Consider the following 16,609-nt stretch of genomic DNA (forward strand, 5'->3'; position numbering starts at 1 on the left):
CGGCACTGCTGAGAGCCCGGAGGCGTCCGGCAGGTGCGCTCGCAGCGCTCAGGGCGAAGGGCCAGGCCGGTGGCTACCCGGAGAGCCAGGCGGCGGTCCGCCGGTGGACCCGGTGTGGGGGCCGCCGGAGACGTGGAGGAAGCCAGCGCCATCGCTCTCGGTCATTCGGCTGACCGGCTCAGCCCGGACGCCGCCCGTGCCCACGGAAAGCGTCCACGGGGAGTGGGTGAGAAGGAGGCGGGGGGTCATGGGCCTCCCGAGCCGCCTGGCCACCGCCCGGGCACGGCCCTTGGTCGTGCCTTCGCCTCGTTCGTCGAGTCGGGCGGCGGAAGTGAGAGCCGACCAGTGTCCCGTTCCGCCGCGCGCGTCGGACGGCTTCGCGGGGCCGTGCCCGGGATCATGATGCCCACCGAGAGAGCGACCGGGACCGTCACCGCCGGGCTCTCGCGTGGTGCGGTTCGCCGGGAACGGCTTCGCGCCGGAACGGAGCCAGACCACAGGGCGAGGAGGAGGGACATGGCACGGCGGGAGACCGATGGCGTGATCGTGGTGGGGGTGGACGGCTCGGAGTCCAGCAGGTCCGCCCTGCGCTGGGCGGCCCGTCACGCGGCGCTGACCGGCGCCGAGCTCCGTCCCGTACAGGCATGGCAGCCCCCTCTCGGCTACGGGATGCCCGTGGACTACTCCGGCATCGACTTCGCACAGCAGACCCGGCGAAGCCTTGACCAGAGTGTTGAGGAGGCCCTCGGGACGCATCCGGGGGTCCCGGTCCGCCCGCAGGCCGTCGAGGGCCATCCGGCGGCCGTGCTGGTCGAAGCGTCCCGGGACGCGGACCTGCTGGTGGTCGGCAGTCACGGGCGCGGTGCCTTCGCCGGGATGCTCCTCGGATCGGTGAGCGGTCACTGCGTGCACCACGCGAGCTGTCCGGTCCTGGTCGTACGGCCCGATCACCGTTGAACCGAGCAGAGGAGGCGACGAAGCACCAGGTCAGAGCGGCGGAGAAGGCGGAAAGGGAAGGTGAGTGAGGACGACGGCGGAACCGCGTGGCGGTATCCGGCTGCGCGGGGTGAGTAAGACCTACGGAAGTGGTGAGGCGGCCGTTCACGCCCTGCGCGACGTGGATCTGGACATCGAGCCGGGGGAACTGGTGGTGGTCCTGGGCCCGAGCGGTTCCGGCAAGACCACGCTGCTCAACGTGGTCGGCGGCATCGAGGCGGCCGACCACGGCCGCATTCGGGTGGCCGGCCAGGAGCTGACCGGGCGGTCCCCGGGCGTGTTGTCCGGATTCCGGAGGGAACACGTCGGCTTCGTCTTCCAGTTCTTCAACCTGATCCCGACTCTGACCGCCAGGGAGAACGTGGAGGTGGTCGCCGAACTGACCCGGCGGGGCGACCGGCGTCGGGCCGAGGAGTTGCTGGCGGCGGTCGGGCTCGGCGAACGGTCGGACGCGTTCCCCGCTCAGCTGTCGGGTGGCGAGCAGCAGCGGGTTGCCCTGGCCCGGTCGCTCGTCACCGACCCCGATCTGCTGCTCGCGGACGAACCGACCGGGGCTCTCGACATGGTCACCGGGCGGACCGTCCTGCGGCTTCTCCAGGACACCAGCCGGGACGGCGGCCTCGGAGTGCTGATGGTGACCCACAACGCCGCCGTGGCGTCGATGGCGCAACGGGTCGTGACGATGCGCGACGGACGCGTCCGGTCTGTGGAGCGTCAGGCCGAGCCCGTCGAGGCCGACCAGGTCAGCTGGTGACGGCGACATGCGGGACAGCCGGTGCAGGGCGGAGTCGCCGGTCGTGCCGGGTGCGCGGTGCGGGCAGAGCATCCGGGACGTGCGGGGGAGGGGATGCACGTGAACAGCGTGCTGCTCGTCAAGACAGGGCGTGACCTGCGCCGCCGCCTGCCCCAGTTCGCCGCGGTCGCGGTGACGGTTCTGCTCGGTGTCACCCTCTTCACCGCCAGTTACGACGCGTACCGCAACCTGAGCGCGTCCTACGACCGCACCTACGAGCGGCTGCACTTCGCCGATCTGACGGCGCGTTCCGACGACGCCACCCGGCTCGCCGAGGCGGTGGGCGGCCTGGACGGGGTGGCAGCCGTCACGTGCCGCACCGAAGCCGACCTGCCGGTCGAGATCGGTGACGGCAGGCTGCGGGGCCGGGTCATCGGGCTTCCCGCCGACGGCCGCCAGGCCGCGGTGAACCGTGTCGACGTGGTGAGGGGCTCCCGGCCGGCCCCGGGTGACCCGGAGGGCGTCCTGGTGGAGCGGCACGCCGCGAAGACCTTCGCTCTGGTCCCCGGCGACCGGGTGCGGGTGTTCGACGGCAGCGGCTGGCGCACACTCACGGTCCGGGGAGTGGCCGTGTCCCCCGAATACCTGTGGCCCGCGCCCAGCCGCCAGGAGCTGATCGTCGATCCGCGCTCCTTCGCCGTGTTCTTCGTCCCGGAGCCCACCGCACGCTCACTCGCCGGGCTCGACGCCCCTGACCAGGCGCTGGTCGAACTCACCGGCCCCGCCCGCGGTTCCGGGGCCGCCGCACACGTGACGAGGGCGCTGCGGGACGCGGGAGCCGTCGACGTGGTGACGCGGGCCGACCAGCCCTCCAACGCGGCCCTCGCCGAGGACCTGCGGGGATTCTCCGAGCTGGCCGTCGCCTTCCCGGTCCTGTTCCTGTCGGCCGCGGCCGTGGCCGCCTACATCCTGCTCACCCGTCTTGTCCTCGCGGAGCGTGCGGTGATCGGCACACTGCTGGCGGCCGGGGCCCGCCGGGGCGCCGTGGTCCGTCACTATCTGGGGCACGCCGTGCTCACCGGGACAGCCGGGGCCGTGGCCGGAACGGTGCTGGGCGCGTTCGCCACCTCGGCGGTCACTCGTGCCTACACCTCGGCCGTGGACGTTCCGGACACGGTGATCGGCCGCCATCCGGGGACCGTCGTCACCGGTCTGGCCTTCGGCGTGCTCGTGGGCGTGGTCGCGGGCGGAGCACCCGCCCTGTCCGCCGCCCGCACCCCGCCGGCCGAGGCGATGCGCGGGCCCGCCGCACCACCGTTCCGTCCACGGCGCTGGGGGCGGCTGCTCACGCGGCTCCGCCGCATTCCGCTGACCTGGCGCATGGCTCTGCGCGACCTCTCACGCAGCCCTCGGCGCACTTTCGCGACCATGACCGGGGGCGTCCTCGCTCTCATCCTGGTCCTGACGGCGGTGGGGATGATGACCTCCATGCGGGCGGCCCTCGCCGAACACTTCGACCGCGTTCAGCGGCAGGACGCCACGGTGCTCGCGGAAGCCGGAAACCCGGACCTCGCCCGGCGGCTCAGCACGATGCGGGGTGTGAGCGCCGTGGAGCCCGTCACCACGGTCCGCGTGACCGCCTCCGACGGCGGCCGTTCCTACACCACGAATCTCACGGGATTCCAGCCGGACACCGTCATGCACGGGTTCCGGACTCCGGCGGGCGACTGGCGGGACCTGCCGGACGACGGGGTACTCGCCGGGAGGGCCCTGGCGGACCGTCTGCACGTGCGGCCCGGCGACCAGATCACCGTCACGGCGCCCGGGCAGCCGGGCCGGAAGGTCGTGGTGGCGGGGCTGGTCGAGGAGCCGATGGGCACCGCCCTCTACGCCGTCCGGAGCACCGTCAGGGCGACCGCGGGCCGCGGTCACTCCGGCTACCTGCTGCGCTTCGCCGACGGCACGGCCCGTGACGGGGTGCGCGACGCGGTGCTGAGGCTGCCCGGGGTGCTCTCCTACACCGACGAGCAGGCCCTGCGCGACGAGGTCGACCGCTACCTCGGCCTGTTCTGGGTCTTCATCGGGAGCATGCTGGTTCTCGGCGGCACGCTCGCCTTCACCGTGATCTACGTGACGATGACCGTGAACCTCGCGGAGCGCACCACCGAGCTGGCCACCCTGCGCGCCGCCGGGGCGTCCCCTCGCCGCGTCGCGGGGACCCTTGCCGCCGAGAACCTCACCGCCGTGGCGCTGGCCCTGCCCGCCGGGCTGGCCCTGGGGACCACGGCCGCCTGGGCCTTCCTGCGGTCCTTCGACAGCGACCTCTTCACCCTGAGACTGTCGCTCGGCTGGCCCGCACTGACCCTCAGCGTGGCAGCGGTGCTGTCCGCCGCCGCGCTCTCCCAGCTTCCCGCAGCACGAGCCCTACGCCGACTGGACGTCGCCCGGGTCGTGCGGGAAAGGGCACGGTGACGGAACGGGCGGAACGGGTCGCGGTTCCGGCTTGCCTGTGCCGTCACCCGTGCAGGACACACCCGTAGCACCTGTTCTCCCGGGCACACCGAAGGCCGCTTCGGAGACCGGCTCGCATGCGTGGGCAGGTGCGTACCGATGGCCTTGCGGCGTGGGCGCGCCGGACGGTGGTGCGCGCGGGCGGCGCGCCGCGATACTCGCCAGCATGAACACACGAAGACCGCCACTGGGTCAGCGGCTGGCCGCGTGGAGGTGGGCGGCACCGGCCACGGGGGCCGGGCTCGTCCTCGGCACGACGGTCGCCACCTGGTGGGCCGTCGGCGACCTGAGCACCGGCGTGAGGTTCTCCTTCTCCTCGTCCCTCCTCGAGCCCCTCGTCACCAGCGCGGCGGCGCGGCACGCCCTGGGCGCGGCGGCCCTGGTCACGCTCGCCCTCTCGGTCGCGCTCCGCTCGGCGCTGGTGCGCTGGCGCGGGTACGACCCGTGCTGGTGGTCCGTCCTGACGCCGCTGCTGCTGGCCGGGCTGACCGGCGGGTGGAGCTGGCGCGTGCTGACGATGACGACCTCCAGCATCAACCTGCTGGTCGGGTTCGTCGTGTACCTGGTGCTGCCGTTCGTCGGCACCCTCGTCCTGGGGGCGGCGCTGCGCGCCGCGGTGCTGCTGCGCCGTCGTCACCGCGCGGCAGCGGCCCTGGCGGTGACGACGGGCACGTGAACCAGGCGGGGTGACGGCGACGGCGGGCGGCAGCGGCGCCGCCCGCCCGCCGCCGTCAGTCGTCAGACGCCAGTGGTCCGTGGTCCGCGGTCAGTCGTCAGTCGTCGGACTCCAGCTCGCCCTCGGCCTCCAGGAACGCCGTGCGCAGCGCCTCCAGGGTGGCCGCGTCCGGCTTGGCCCACAGGCCCCGGGACTCGGCCTCCAGCAGCCGCTCGGCGATGCCGTGCAGCGCCCAGGGGTTGGCGTCCTGGAGGAACGCGCGGTTCTCCGGGTCCAGGACGTACGTCTGCGCGAGCTTGTCGTACATCCAGTCGGCCACGACGCCCGTGGTCGCGTCGTAGCCGAACAGGTAGTCCACCGTCGCGGCGAGTTCGAAGGCGCCCTTGTAGCCGTGGCGGCGCATCGCCTCGATCCACTTCGGGTTGACGACACGGGCGCGGAAGACGCGGGAGGTCTCCTCGACCAGGCTGCGGGTGCGGACGGTCTCGGGGCGCGTCGAGTCGCCGATGTACGCGGCCGGGGCCGTGCCCTTGAGCGCCCGCACGGCGGCGACCATGCCGCCGTGGTACTGGAAGTAGTCGTCCGAGTCGGCGATGTCGTGCTCGCGGGTGTCGGTGTTCTTCGCCGCGACCTCGATGCGCCGGTAGGCGCTCTCCATCTCCTCGCGTGCCGCGCGGCCCTCGAGCCCGCGCCCGTAGGCGTAGCCGCCCCACACGGTGTAGACCTCGGCGAGGTCGGCGTCGGTGCGCCAGTCGCGGGAGTCGATGAGCTGGAGCAGGCCCGCGCCGTAGGTGCCGGGGCGGGAGCCGAAGATGCGGGTGGTGGCGCGGCGCTCGTCGCCGTGCTCGGCCAGGTCGGCCTGGGCGTGGGCGCGCACGTGGTTGTGCTCGTGCGGCTCGTCCAGCGACGCGGCCAGCCGGACGGCGTCGTCCAGCAGCCCGATGACGTGCGGGAACGCGTCGCGGAAGAAGCCCGAGATGCGCAGCGTCACGTCGATGCGGGGGCGGCCGAGCTCCTCCAGCGGCACCGGCTCCAGGCCGGTGACGCGGCGGGACGCCTCGTCCCACACCGGGCGGACGCCGAGCAGGGCCAGCGCCTCGGCGATGTCGTCACCGGCCGTGCGCATGGCGCTCGTCCCCCACAGGGACAGGCCGACGGACGTGGGCCAGGCGCCGGTCTCGTCCCGGTAGCGCTCCGCCAGGGACTCGGCGAGCGCCTGGCCGGTCTCCCAGGCGAGCCGCGAAGGCACGGCCTTGGGGTCGACCGAGTAGAAATTGCGGCCGGTCGGCAGGACGTTGACCAGGCCGCGCAGCGGCGATCCGGACGGGCCCGCGGGGACGAAGCCGCCGGCCAGCGCGTGGACGACGTGGTCCAGCTCGGCGGTCGTCCCGGCCAGCCGGGGCACGACCTCGCGGGCGGCGAACTCCAGGACGGCTGCGACCTGTTCACCGTGGCCCTCGGCCACCCGCGGCACGGCGGCGAGGTCCCAGCCGGCGTCCTCCATGGCCTGCACCAGGGCACGGGCCTGCTCCTCGGCGGAGTCGGCCGAGACGCGGGTGGCCGCGGACTCGTCCAGGCCGAGGGCCTCGCGCAGCCCGGGCAGGGCGGTGGTGCCGCCCCAGATCTGCCGCGCCCGCAGGACGGCGAGGACCAGGTTGACGCGCTCGGGGCCGGTCGGGGCGCCGCCCAGCACGTGCAGGCCGTCGCGGATCTGGGCGTCCTTCACCTCGCACAGCCAGCCGTCGACGTGCAGCAGGAAGTCGTCGAAGCCGTCGTCGTCCGGGCGCTCCTCCAGGCCGAGGTCGTGGTCGAGCCGGGCGGCCTGGATGAGGGTCCAGATCTGGGCGCGGATGGCGGGCAGCTTCGCCGGGTCCATGGCGGAGATCTGCGCGTACTCGTCCAGGTGCTGTTCGAGCCGCGCGATGTCGCCGTAGGAGTCGGCGCGGGCCATCGGCGGGACGAGGTGGTCGACGAGGGTGGCATGCACGCGGCGCTTGGCCTGGGTGCCCTCGCCCGGGTCGTTGACGAGGAACGGGTAGACCAGCGGCAGGTCGCCCAGGGCCGCGTCCGGGCCGCAGGCGGCGGACAGGCCCGCGTTCTTGCCCGGCAGCCACTCCAGGTTGCCGTGCTTGCCCAGGTGGACCATCGCGTGCGCGCCGAAGCCGCCGTCCTCGGCCGGCGAGGCCATCCAGCGGTAGGCGGCCAGGTAGTGGTGGGAGGGCGGCAGGTCGGGGTCGTGGTAGATCGCGACCGGGTTCTCGCCGAAGCCGCGCGGCGGCTGGATGACGATGAGCAGGTTGCCGCGGCGCAGCGCCGCCAGGACGATGTCGCCCTCCGGGTTGCGGCTCTCGTCGACGAACATCGTGCCCGGCGCCGGACCCCAGTGCTCCTCGACGGCCTCCCGCAGCTCGGCGGGGAGGGTGGCGAACCAGCGCTGGTAGTCGGCGGCCGGGATGCGCACCGGGTTGCGGGCGAGCTGCTCCTCGGTCAGCCAGTCCTGGTCGTGGCCGCCGGCCTCGATGAGCGCGCGGATCAGCTCGTCGCCGTCGCCCGACTCCAGGCCCGGCACCTCCTCGGTGCCGAAGTCGTAGCCCTCCTCGCGCAGGCGGCGCAGCAGCTCGACGGCGCTGGCCGGGGTGTCCAGGCCGACCGCGTTGCCGATCCGGGAGTGCTTGGTCGGGTAGGCGGACAGCACGAGCGCGAGTTTCTTCTCGGCCGGCGGCACGTGCCGCAGCCGCGCGTACCGGACGGCCGTCCCGGCCACCCGCGCCGCGCGCTCCGGGTCGGGGACGTAGGCGGGCAGGCCGTCGGCGTCGATCTCCTTGAAGGAGAACGGCACGGTGATGAGCCGCCCGTCGAACTCGGGCACCGCGATCTGGGTGGCGGCGTCGAGCGGGGAGACGCCCTCGTCGTTCTCCTCCCAGGCGGCCCGGGAGGAGGTCAGGCACAGCGCCTGGAGGACGGGAACGTCGAGCTGGGTGAGGGCGCCGGCGTCCCAGGACTCGTCGTCGCCGCCGGCCGAGGCCTCCGCCGGGCGGGTACCGCCCGCGGCCAGCACGGTGGTGAGGATGGCGTCGGCGCCGCGCAGGGCGTCGATCAGCTCCGGCTCGGGCGCGCGCAGCGAGGCCACGTACAGCGGCAGGGGGCGGCCTCCGGCGTCCTCGATCGCCCCGCACAGGGCGTCGACGAAGCCGGTGTTGCCGCTCATGTGGTGGGCGCGGTAGTAGAGGACGGCGACGGTGGGCCCGGTCACGTCGGCCCGGGCCTCCCGCTCCAGCGGGCCCCAGGTCGGGGCGGGCGCGGGCGGCTCGAAGCCGTGCCCGGTGAGCAGCACCGTGTCGGACAGGAAGCGGGCGAGCTGCTCCAGGTTCGCCGGGCCACCGTGCGCGAGGTAGGCGTGCGCCTCGGCGGCGATGCCGACGGGCACCGTGGAGGCGGCCATGAGCTGGGCGTCGGGCGCCTGTTCACCGGTGAGGACGACGACGGGCCGCCCCTCGGCGCGCAGCGCGTCCAGCCCGTCCTGCCAGGCCCGCACCCCGCCCAGCAGCCGGACGACGACGAGCTCGACGCCGTCGAGCAGCCCGGGCAGTTCGTCGAGGTGGAGCCGGGAGGGGTTGGCGAAGCGGAACGGCACCGGACCGCCGGCCGCCCGGGCGCTCAGCAGGTCGGTGTCCGACGTCGACAGGAGAAGCAGCATGCGGCGTCCGGCCTTCCTCGGGGTGTCCGCGCCCCGGGCGGTGTGGGGTGAATGACGGCGGGAGTTCCTGGCTCACCCGGGCCGGTGTGGCCGGGTTCACAGTGGCGGGACCGCGCCGGATTCTCACCGGGCTTCCTCCCCTGTCGCCGTCTTCGGCGATGACGGACCGGGTGGTCCGCCGAGGAGCATCCTAAGGGCCGACCGGTGTGCGGAGGCAGGCCGTCGGCGTCACAGCCGGGGCTCTGACCGGTCGGTATGCTCCCCCGCATGCCCAGGCCCCCCGCCCCGCCCCCGTCACCGGACGGGCCCCCTCCGCGCGAGGGCGGCGACGCCTGCCCGGGCACGTTGCGGCTGCACAGCGCGGACGACGGCCTGCTCGCCCGCGTCCGGCTGCCGGGCGGTGTGCTGACGGCCCCCCAGGCGCGGGCGCTCCAGGACGCCGCCGACCGCCTCGGCGACGGCTCGCTCCACATCACCTCCCGCGGCAACGTCCAGCTCCGCGGCCTGTCTTCGGACTGCTCCGGGCCGCTCGCGCAACGGCTCGACGCGGCCGGTCTGCTGCCCTCGGCCCGGCACGAGCGGGTCCGCAACGTCCTCGCCTCACCGCTCTCCGGCCTCGACGGCGACGGGCACCTGCCCGTCCGGCCCTGGCTGCGGGAGCTGGACACCCTGCTGTGCACCAGCGACGCCACGACCGCCCTCTCCGGCCGCTTCCTGTTCGCCCTCGACGACGGGCGCGGCGACGTCGCCGGGCTCGACGCCGATGTGACACTCCTCGCAGTATCGGCGGGCGAGGCGCTGCTGCTGGTGGCGGGCACGCCCGCCGCCGTCGTCCCGGCCGCCGAGGCCCCCCGGGCCGCCCTGTTCACCGCCACGGCCTTCCTCGGCCTGGCTGCCGGTGCGGGTGGGCGCGGGGCCGCCGGTGCGAGTGGCCGCGTTTGGCGGATCGCCGAACTGCCCGGCGGGCCCGGCCCCCTGGCGGACGCCCTGCCGGGGTTGCTGCGCGACGCGGGCGTCCCGGCCACGGGCCAGGACTCCTCGGCGGCCCCGCCCACCGCCCCCGGCCCGTCCCCCGGTGCCGTCTTTGGCCCCGGCGGCTCGGTGACGCTCTCCGCGCTCGCCCCGCTCGGCCTGCTCACCGGCTCCCGGTGGCGGGCCCTGCTGGACGCCGCCGAGCGGGACGGCTCCGGCGAGATCCTCCTCACCCCCTGGCGCGGCGTCCTCGTCCCGGGCGTGCCCCGGCACCGGGCGGCGGCGCTCCTGGCCTCGCTCGACGCCGCCGGTCTCGTCACCGACCCGGGCTCGCCCTGGATCGGGGTCGGCGCCTGCGTCGGCCGCCCCGGCTGCGCCAAGTCCCTGGCCGACGTGCGCGCCGACGCCGCCGCCTCACTGCCCCCGGCCCCCGGGCTCCCGGTGTACTGGTCCGGCTGCGAGCGGCGCTGCGGCCGGCCGCAGGGCACCCGGATCGACGTCCTGGCGACGGGCGAGGGCTACCGCGTCACCGCGCCCGGCGCCGGGCGCCCCCGGGACGTGGCCGCCCGCCCCGCCGACCTGGCCGCCGCCCTCGCCGCGGCCCGCGGCCACCCCGGCGAGGCCGACCGCACGGACCACCACTCCGACGACCGCAACGACAGCGACGCCGCAACGAGATGAGCGAGACAACCGTGTTCGACTACGAGAAGGACGGCGCCGAGATATACCGGCAGTCCTTTGCCACCATCCGCGCCGAGGCGGACCTCGCCGCCCTGCCGGCCGACGTCAGCAAGGTCGCCGTCCGGATGATCCACGCCTGCGGCATGGTCGACCTCGTCCGTGACATCGTCCACAGCGCCGACGTCGTGACCGCCGCCCGCGGCGCCCTGCGCGCCGGGGCGCCCATCCTCTGCGACGCGCGGATGGTCGCCAGCGGCGTCACCCGCAAGCGGCTGCCCGCCGACAACGAGGTTCTGTGCACCCTCTCCGACCCGGCCGTCCCCGAGCTGGCCGCGAAGCTGGGCACGACCCGCAGCGCCGCCGCCCTCGAGCTGTGGCGCGACAGGCTGGAGGGCTCCGTCGTCGCCGTCGGCAACGCGCCCACCGCGCTGTTCCGGCTGCTGGAGATGATCGAGGAGGGCGCGCCCCGCCCGGCCGCCGTCATCGGCGTACCCGTGGGCTTCATCGGCGCCGCCGAGTCCAAGGACGCGCTGGCCGCCCACGCCCCCGCCCTGCCCCATCTGGTGGTGCGCGGACGCCGGGGCGGCAGCGCCATGGCCGCCGCCGCGCTCAACGCGCTCGCGAGCGAGGAAGAGTAAGTCAGTGAGTGAGAACAGCAAGGGCCGGCTCTACGGCGTCGGACTCGGTCCCGGTGACCCGGAGCTGATGACGATGCGCGCGGCCCGGGCCATCGCCGAGGCCGACGTCGTCGCCTACCACAGCGCCCGGCACGGTCGGTCCATCGCCCGCTCGATCGCCGCCGAGCACATCCGGCCCGACCACGTCGAAGAGGCGCTGGTCTACCCCGTGACCACGGAGACCACCGACCATCCCGGCGGCTACCGCGGCGCGCTCGACGAGTTCTACGAAGAGGCCGCGGCCCGCCTCGCCGCCCACCTCGACGCGGGCCGCACGGTGGCCGTACTCGCCGAGGGCGACCCGCTGTTCTACGGCTCCTACATGCACATGCACAAGCGGCTCGCCGACCGCTACCCCACCGAGGTCATCCCCGGCGTGACGTCGGTGAGCGCCGCCGCGGCCCGCCTCGGCACCCCGCTCGCCGAGGCCGAGGAAGTGCTCACCATCCTGCCCGGCACCCTCCCGGAGGAGGAGCTGACGGCCCGGCTCGCCGGCACGGACTCGGCCGTCGTCATGAAGCTCGGCCGCACCTACCCCGCCGTCCGCCGCGCCCTCGACCGCAGCGGACGGCTCCCCGAGGCCCGCTACGTCGAGCGCGCCACCATGTCCGGGGAGCGCACGGCGCCGCTGGCCGAGGTCGACGCCGACAGCGTGCCGTACTTCTCGCTCGCCGTCGTGCCCAGCCGCATCGGCAACCCCCGGCCCCCGGCGCGCCCCGAGGGCGGCGAGGTCGGCGAGGTCGTCGTCGTCGGCACCGGCCCAGCGGGCCCGCTCTGGCTCACCCCGGAGACGCGCGGCGCGCTCGCCGCCGCGACCGACCTCGTCGGCTACACCACCTACCTCGACCGGGTGCCCACCCGGCCCGGGCAGTGCCGCCACGGCTCGGACAACAAGGTGGAGGCCGAGCGCGCCGAGTTCGCCCTCGACCTCGCCCGGCGCGGGCACCGGGTGGCCGTCGTCTCCGGCGGCGACCCCGGCGTCTTCGCCATGGCCACGGCCGTCCTGGAGGCCGCCGCCCAGGAGGAGTACGCCGACATCCCGGTGCGCGTTCTGCCCGGCGTGACGGCGGCCAACGCGGCGGCCGCCCGCGCCGGTGCGCCCCTCGGCCACGACTACGCCGCCATCTCCCTCTCCGACCGGCTCAAGCCCTGGGACGTCATCGCCGAACGGCTGCACGCCGCCGCCTCCGCCGACCTCGTCCTCGCCCTCTACAATCCCGGCTCGCGCAGCCGCACCTGGCAGGTCGGCAAGGCCCGTGAGCTGCTGCTGGAGCACCGGGCGCCCGACACCCCCGTCGTGCTCGGCCGCGACATCGGCGGCCCCGAGGAGAGCGTGCGCGTCGTCCGCCTCACCGACCTCGACCCGGCCGCCGTGGACATGCGCACGATCCTGCTCGTCGGCTCCTCCCAGACCCGCACCGTGCGGCGCGGCACCGGGGACGGCGGCTCCGAGGAGATCGTCTGGACCCCGCGCCGCTACCCCGAGGCCCCGGGGGCTTCCGGCGCTCCGGGGGCTGCGGAGACTCCGGGGGCGTGACGGGCCAGCAACCAGTCGCGGGCGGCCTCGACGCCGTCCGCGACCGGCACGCCCTCCGGCGTCGGCGGCCTGCGCACGACGACGACGGGCACGCCCAGCTCGCGGGCCGCGGCCAGCTTCGGCGCCGTCGCCGCCCCGCCGCTGTCCTTCGTCACCAGGACGTCGATCCGGTGGCGGCGCATGACGTCCAGCTCACCGTCGAGCGTGAACGGCCCCCGGTCGAGCAGGACCTCCATGCGGGGCGGGAACGGCGGCTCCGGCGGGTCCACGGACCGCACCAGGAACCAGGGTTCCGCCAGGGGGGCGAAGGCGGACAGACCCATCCGCCCGGTGGTCAGGAAGACCCGCGCTCCCAGGCTGCGGACGACCCGTGCCGCCTCCTCCAGCGAGCCGACCCCGTGCCACGCGTCACCCGCCTCGGGGACCCATCCGGGACGCCGCAGCGCCAACAGGGGAACATGGGCGGTGGCGGCCGCCTCGGCCGCGTTGAAGCTGATCGTCCGGGCGAAGGGATGGGTAGTGTCGATGACGGCGTCCACACGGTGTTCCCGCAGCCACTCCACCAGCCCTTCGACGCCCCCGAACCCGCCGACCCGCACCTCCCCCGGCGGCAGGACCGGCCGTCCGACCCGCCCGGCCAGCGAGGACGTCACCCGCAGACCGCGCTCCTCCGCCAGCGTCTCCGCGAGCCACCGCCCCTCCGTCGTCCCGCCGAGGATGAGCACATGCATGTGGACCGTCCATGAGTTCCGTGAGTGAGGCGAGCGGTGGGCGCGAGGCCCAACTCAAGCACACCGGGCTGCGGCCCGGATGGACGACCGGCGCCTGTGCGACGGCCGCCACCACCGCCGCCTACACCGCCCTGCTCACCGGCGACTTCCCCGACCCGGTGACGATCACCCTGCCCAAGGGCCAGACCCCCGCCTTCGCCCTGGCAGCCGAGTCGCTGGCCGACGGCACCGCGACGGCCGGGATCGTCAAGGACGCCGGCGACGACCCCGACGTCACCCATGGCGCCCTCGTCCGCGCCACCGTCCGCCCGCTGCCCGCCGGCTCCGGCGTCGTCTTCCGCGCGGGCCCCGGCGTCGGCACCGTCACGCGCCCCGGGCTGCCCCTGGACGTCGGCGAGCCCGCCGTCAACCCGGTGCCCCGGCAGATGATGCGCGAGCACATCGCGGCCGTCGCCGCCCGCCACGGCGGCACCGGCGACGTGGAGCTCACCCTCTCCATCGACGACGGCGAGGAGATCGCCCGTTCCACGTGGAACCCCCGCCTCGGCATCCTCGGCGGACTGTCCGTCCTCGGCACCACCGGCGTCGTCGTCCCCTACTCCTGCTCCGCGTGGATCGACTCCATCCGGCGCGGCGTCGATGTCGCCCGCGCGGCCGGGCGCACCCATGTCGCCGGGTGCACCGGCTCGACCTCCGAGAAAACCGTCGTCGCCGAGTACGGCCTCCCCGAGGACGCCCTCCTCGACATGGGCGACTTCGCGGGCGCGGTGCTCAAGTACGTCCGCCGCCACCCCGTCGACCGGCTCACCGTCTGCGGCGGGTTCGCCAAGCTCTCCAAGCTCGCCGCGGGCCACCTCGACCTCCACTCCGCCCGCTCCCAGGTCGACAAGGGCTTCCTCGCGGACCTGGCCCGGCAGGGCGGCGCCACCCCGGAACTGGCCGAGGCCGTCGCCGCCGCCAACACCGGCCTGGCCGCCCTCCAGCTCTGCACCGCCGCGGGCGTCCCCCTGGGCGACCTCGTCGCCGTCACCGCCCGCGACCAGGCCCTCGCCGTCCTCCGCGGCGCCCCCGTCACCGTCGACGTCCTCTGCATCGACCGCGCCGGCACCCTCGTCGGCCGCAGCCCGCTCGCCGGGCCCCGCGGCGGCTGAGGGGGAGCCCCGCCGCGGCCGGTCACGGCCAGGTGCGCTCGATCCGGTGCCCGCGGACCGCGTAGGCGGCGGGCCCGCCTAGCTCGACGGCCGGGTCGATGGCGTCCCGGTGACGGTGCAGCCGTTGCACCATGTCGGCGCTCCGAAGCTGCTGGTTGTCGAGGTAGAAAAGCACCGCGCCCCGGTCGAGGACAGGCCGGATCTCCACGTCGCGCGTCTTGATCCGGCCGTCCTTCGTCAGGGGCACCCCGGACTGCTCCAAGCCGTAGACGATCCAGTCCTCGTCGGCGATGTCCTGGCCATCAGACGGGAAGACGTCACCGATCCGATGGACCGTCCAGTCGAGGTCCCTCAGCCCTTCCGCCACACGTCGTCCGAGGTTGCGGTCAAGGGAGAACTCAGGCCGCAAGACGTACCACGGCCTCACACAGGTCGCTGACCTGTTCTGGCGTCATATCGAAGTCATAGGCGATGTCCTCGTACGTCTCCCCGGCCTCCCACAGGTCGGTGATGGTCTCGACCATCACCCGGTTCGCCTTCACCACGGGTTGACCGTGCGCGAATCTGGGGTCGATCACCACCGGAACGGAGTCCGGATACTGCCGGAGGCGCAGGCTCGTGGGAAAGTCGTCGTCGGCATCCCAGGACAGGTAACGGAGGTAGTCGGACACGACCTCCTTGATGGGCGCCTGGCCGTCGCGCGCCCTGCGCAGGTCCTCGCGTCCGTGCTCGACGAAGATGTCCACGCCATCCGTGGCGATACGCTTCGAGACGAGGCCGTACGGTGTGTGGAAGGCATCGCGAACAGCGGCCGCCGCTTCCCTGATCTCGCTCATCCTCAGCCCCAGGGCGCGGAGAGAGCGCAGTACGTGCGCTTCCGCCACAGCCACGAACGGCAACGAGGGCTGTCCCTTCCGGACCGGCTGCACGTGATGGACGAGCGGCACCCCGGCGGCTCTGCCCTTCAGCCACGAAGTGAGCGTCGATGACGGAATCTGCAGGTAGGCAGACGTGTCGGCAGGCGTCAGCAGTCCAGTCTCGAAACGGTCAACCATGCTGTGCCTCCCATGGGCGCTCTTCCCCTCGTCCCACAGCACAACTTCTCCCCTCTGGACACGCCACACACCCAGGTTCCGCTTGCTCACCCACCGCAGTCAGCCGAGTCGTCAACGGTCGCTGACGGTCCCACCGGGCGTGGGACCGGTCGGAGTGCCGAGGTCATCGCCAAGCTGGCCGCGCTGGCCCGGGAGGTGTCCGAGGAGGCCCGCCGCGGCGAGCGCTTCGATCCGCCTCTCAGCCACGCGGAGCTGGCCTTCTACGACGCCGTCGCCCAGCGCGACATGGCCGAGCTGGTGGCCGGGGGCAGCGACACGCTCGCGGACATCGCCCGGGCGCTGGTGAAGGACATCACCAGGAACCTGTCGGTCGACTGGCTCTCCCGTGAGCCCGTGCGCGCCAAGCTGCGCACCCGCATACGCCGCGTCCTGGCCAAGTTCGACTACCCGCCGGAGGAGGAGCGCGAGGCGATCGACCTCGTCCTGCGGCAGATGGAGACCCTGGCCGAGCTCTGGGCCCCCTCCGCGAAGTGTGCAAACCCGCCGTCGGGGTGGCCGTCCACCCCGACGGCGAGCTCCCAGCGTCTCCCCTCAGCACCGACGCTGCGGTCGAGTCCTCTTGCTGAGCGGCCGGGCGCTCTGCCACGGTGTCGCGCATGGAATCCGCGCAGTTCGACGGTTTCGTCCGAAAGGGCGCTGTGGACACCATCCCGATCCCCGCCGCAGCACGCCAACTGGAAGCCATCACCCACTACGTGGCCCAGACGCGGGCCGAACTGGCCGAGCAGGCGAAGGAGGGCACCCCGCCCGCACTCGATGGCGAGCGGGCCCTCGCATTCGCTCACGAGGCGAGGTCTCTGTCGCTGACCGACGGGAACGGCGAAACGGTGGCGGTCGTGGTGTCACCAGCGGTTCTCGAAGTGCTGGAGGATGCCCTCGGGCTGCTCCAGGGGAAGTTGGACGCCCTGCAGGGCATCGACGCGCCCCTGCCCACCGAGAAGCTCCGCGACCAGCTGAACGGACGGATGTCCTCGTGAGCGGGCACGTGGAGTGGGAGCGGGCCGCCAGGAACGCGCTGGCCCGCTATGCGAAGGACGACCCGGCCGGCGTTGACCAGGTGCTCGACAGCGTCAACGTCCTGGTGAACGATCCACGGCCACGGGGGCGCTCTGGACTGTGGGAGCGGAAAGTA

General features: G+C 74.1%; 14 protein-coding genes and 1 riboswitch. Of the genes, 10 read left to right on the top strand and 4 right to left on the bottom strand.

Going from position 1 to position 16,609, the window contains the following annotated elements:
• Nucleotides 1-516 precede the first annotated feature (516 nt).
• From O7609_RS11115 to O7609_RS11130, 4 genes are all read left to right on the top strand, one after another.
• A complete protein-coding gene (locus tag O7609_RS11115) occupies nucleotides 517-957 on the top strand; it encodes a universal stress protein (protein ID WP_269734772.1) in 441 nt (146 codons plus the stop codon).
• A 64-nt stretch (nucleotides 958-1,021) separates the two neighbouring features.
• Complete coding sequence (locus O7609_RS11120) at nucleotides 1,022-1,750, top strand: ABC transporter ATP-binding protein (protein ID WP_269734773.1); 729 nt, start codon at nucleotides 1,022-1,024, stop codon at nucleotides 1,748-1,750.
• A 93-nt stretch (nucleotides 1,751-1,843) separates the two neighbouring features.
• Nucleotides 1,844-4,201: an FtsX-like permease family protein gene (locus O7609_RS11125; RefSeq protein WP_269743508.1), complete on the top strand. Its 2,358-nt coding sequence runs from the start codon at nucleotides 1,844-1,846 to the stop codon at nucleotides 4,199-4,201.
• A 205-nt stretch (nucleotides 4,202-4,406) separates the two neighbouring features.
• Nucleotides 4,407-4,916: a hypothetical protein gene (locus O7609_RS11130; protein ID WP_269743509.1), complete on the top strand. Its 510-nt coding sequence runs from the start codon at nucleotides 4,407-4,409 to the stop codon at nucleotides 4,914-4,916.
• 97 nt (nucleotides 4,917-5,013) lie between these two features.
• Here the strand turns inward: O7609_RS11130 and cobN are convergent, their stop codons facing one another.
• Complete coding sequence (gene cobN, locus O7609_RS11135) at nucleotides 5,014-8,613, bottom strand: cobaltochelatase subunit CobN (protein ID WP_269734776.1); 3,600 nt, start codon at nucleotides 8,611-8,613, stop codon at nucleotides 5,014-5,016.
• Nucleotides 8,614-8,674: 61 nt separating this feature from the next.
• Nucleotides 8,675-8,772, bottom strand: a riboswitch (cobalamin riboswitch).
• Between the two features lie 108 nt (nucleotides 8,773-8,880).
• On the opposite strand from cobN, the gene cobG reads away from it, so the two are divergent.
• Genes cobG through O7609_RS11150 form a run of 3 tightly spaced genes read left to right on the top strand, consistent with a single transcriptional unit; the run spans nucleotide 8,881 to nucleotide 12,480 of the window.
• The gene (gene cobG, locus O7609_RS11140; protein WP_269734777.1) at nucleotides 8,881-10,266 is read left to right on the top strand and encodes a precorrin-3B synthase; all 1,386 of its coding nucleotides are present in this window, start codon (nucleotides 8,881-8,883) and stop codon (nucleotides 10,264-10,266) included.
• On the top strand, nucleotides 10,263-10,904 hold the full coding sequence (locus O7609_RS11145) for a precorrin-8X methylmutase (protein ID WP_269743510.1): 642 nt from the start codon (nucleotides 10,263-10,265) through the stop codon (nucleotides 10,902-10,904). Before cobG ends, O7609_RS11145 begins: the two co-directional genes overlap by 4 nt.
• Before the next feature lie 4 nt (nucleotides 10,905-10,908).
• Nucleotides 10,909-12,480, top strand: a complete 1,572-nt coding sequence (locus O7609_RS11150) for a precorrin-2 C(20)-methyltransferase (protein ID WP_269743511.1) — start codon at nucleotides 10,909-10,911, stop codon at nucleotides 12,478-12,480.
• Here the strand turns inward: O7609_RS11150 and O7609_RS11155 are convergent.
• A complete protein-coding gene (locus O7609_RS11155) occupies nucleotides 12,420-13,211 on the bottom strand; it encodes a cobalt-precorrin-6A reductase (RefSeq protein ID WP_269734780.1) in 792 nt (263 codons plus the stop codon). The genes O7609_RS11150 and O7609_RS11155 overlap by 61 nt on opposite strands.
• An 11-nt stretch (nucleotides 13,212-13,222) precedes the next feature.
• Here O7609_RS11155 and O7609_RS11160 point away from each other — a divergent pair, with 11 nt between their 5' ends.
• Entirely contained in the window at nucleotides 13,223-14,362 is a 1,140-nt protein-coding gene (locus O7609_RS11160) for a cobalt-precorrin-5B (C(1))-methyltransferase (protein ID WP_269734781.1), read from the top strand.
• 22 nt (nucleotides 14,363-14,384) lie between these two features.
• On the opposite strand, the gene O7609_RS11165 is transcribed toward O7609_RS11160, so the two are convergent.
• Together O7609_RS11165 and O7609_RS11170 are read right to left on the bottom strand one after the other, a co-directional pair.
• On the bottom strand, nucleotides 14,385-14,729 hold the full coding sequence (locus O7609_RS11165) for a toxin-antitoxin system, toxin component, PIN family protein (RefSeq protein WP_269743512.1): 345 nt from the start codon (nucleotides 14,727-14,729) through the stop codon (nucleotides 14,385-14,387).
• A 31-nt stretch (nucleotides 14,730-14,760) separates the two neighbouring features.
• Nucleotides 14,761-15,417: a DUF433 domain-containing protein gene (locus tag O7609_RS11170; protein ID WP_269734783.1), complete on the bottom strand. Its 657-nt coding sequence runs from the start codon at nucleotides 15,415-15,417 to the stop codon at nucleotides 14,761-14,763.
• Between the two features lie 12 nt (nucleotides 15,418-15,429).
• On the opposite strand from O7609_RS11170, the gene O7609_RS11175 reads away from it, so the two are divergent.
• Together O7609_RS11175 and O7609_RS11180 are read left to right on the top strand one after the other, a co-directional pair.
• Nucleotides 15,430-16,284: a type I restriction enzyme endonuclease domain-containing protein gene (locus O7609_RS11175; RefSeq protein ID WP_269734784.1), complete on the top strand. Its 855-nt coding sequence runs from the start codon at nucleotides 15,430-15,432 to the stop codon at nucleotides 16,282-16,284.
• Nucleotides 16,173-16,454 carry a hypothetical protein gene (locus O7609_RS11180; protein ID WP_269734785.1) on the top strand — a complete coding sequence of 94 codons (282 nt, stop codon included), beginning with the start codon at nucleotides 16,173-16,175 and terminating at the stop codon, nucleotides 16,452-16,454. Before O7609_RS11175 ends, O7609_RS11180 begins: the two co-directional genes overlap by 112 nt.
• Nucleotides 16,455-16,609 lie beyond the last annotated feature (155 nt).

This window comes from Streptomyces sp. WMMC1477 (genome assembly GCF_027460245.1).
Taxonomy (GTDB): domain Bacteria; phylum Actinomycetota; class Actinomycetes; order Streptomycetales; family Streptomycetaceae; genus Streptomyces.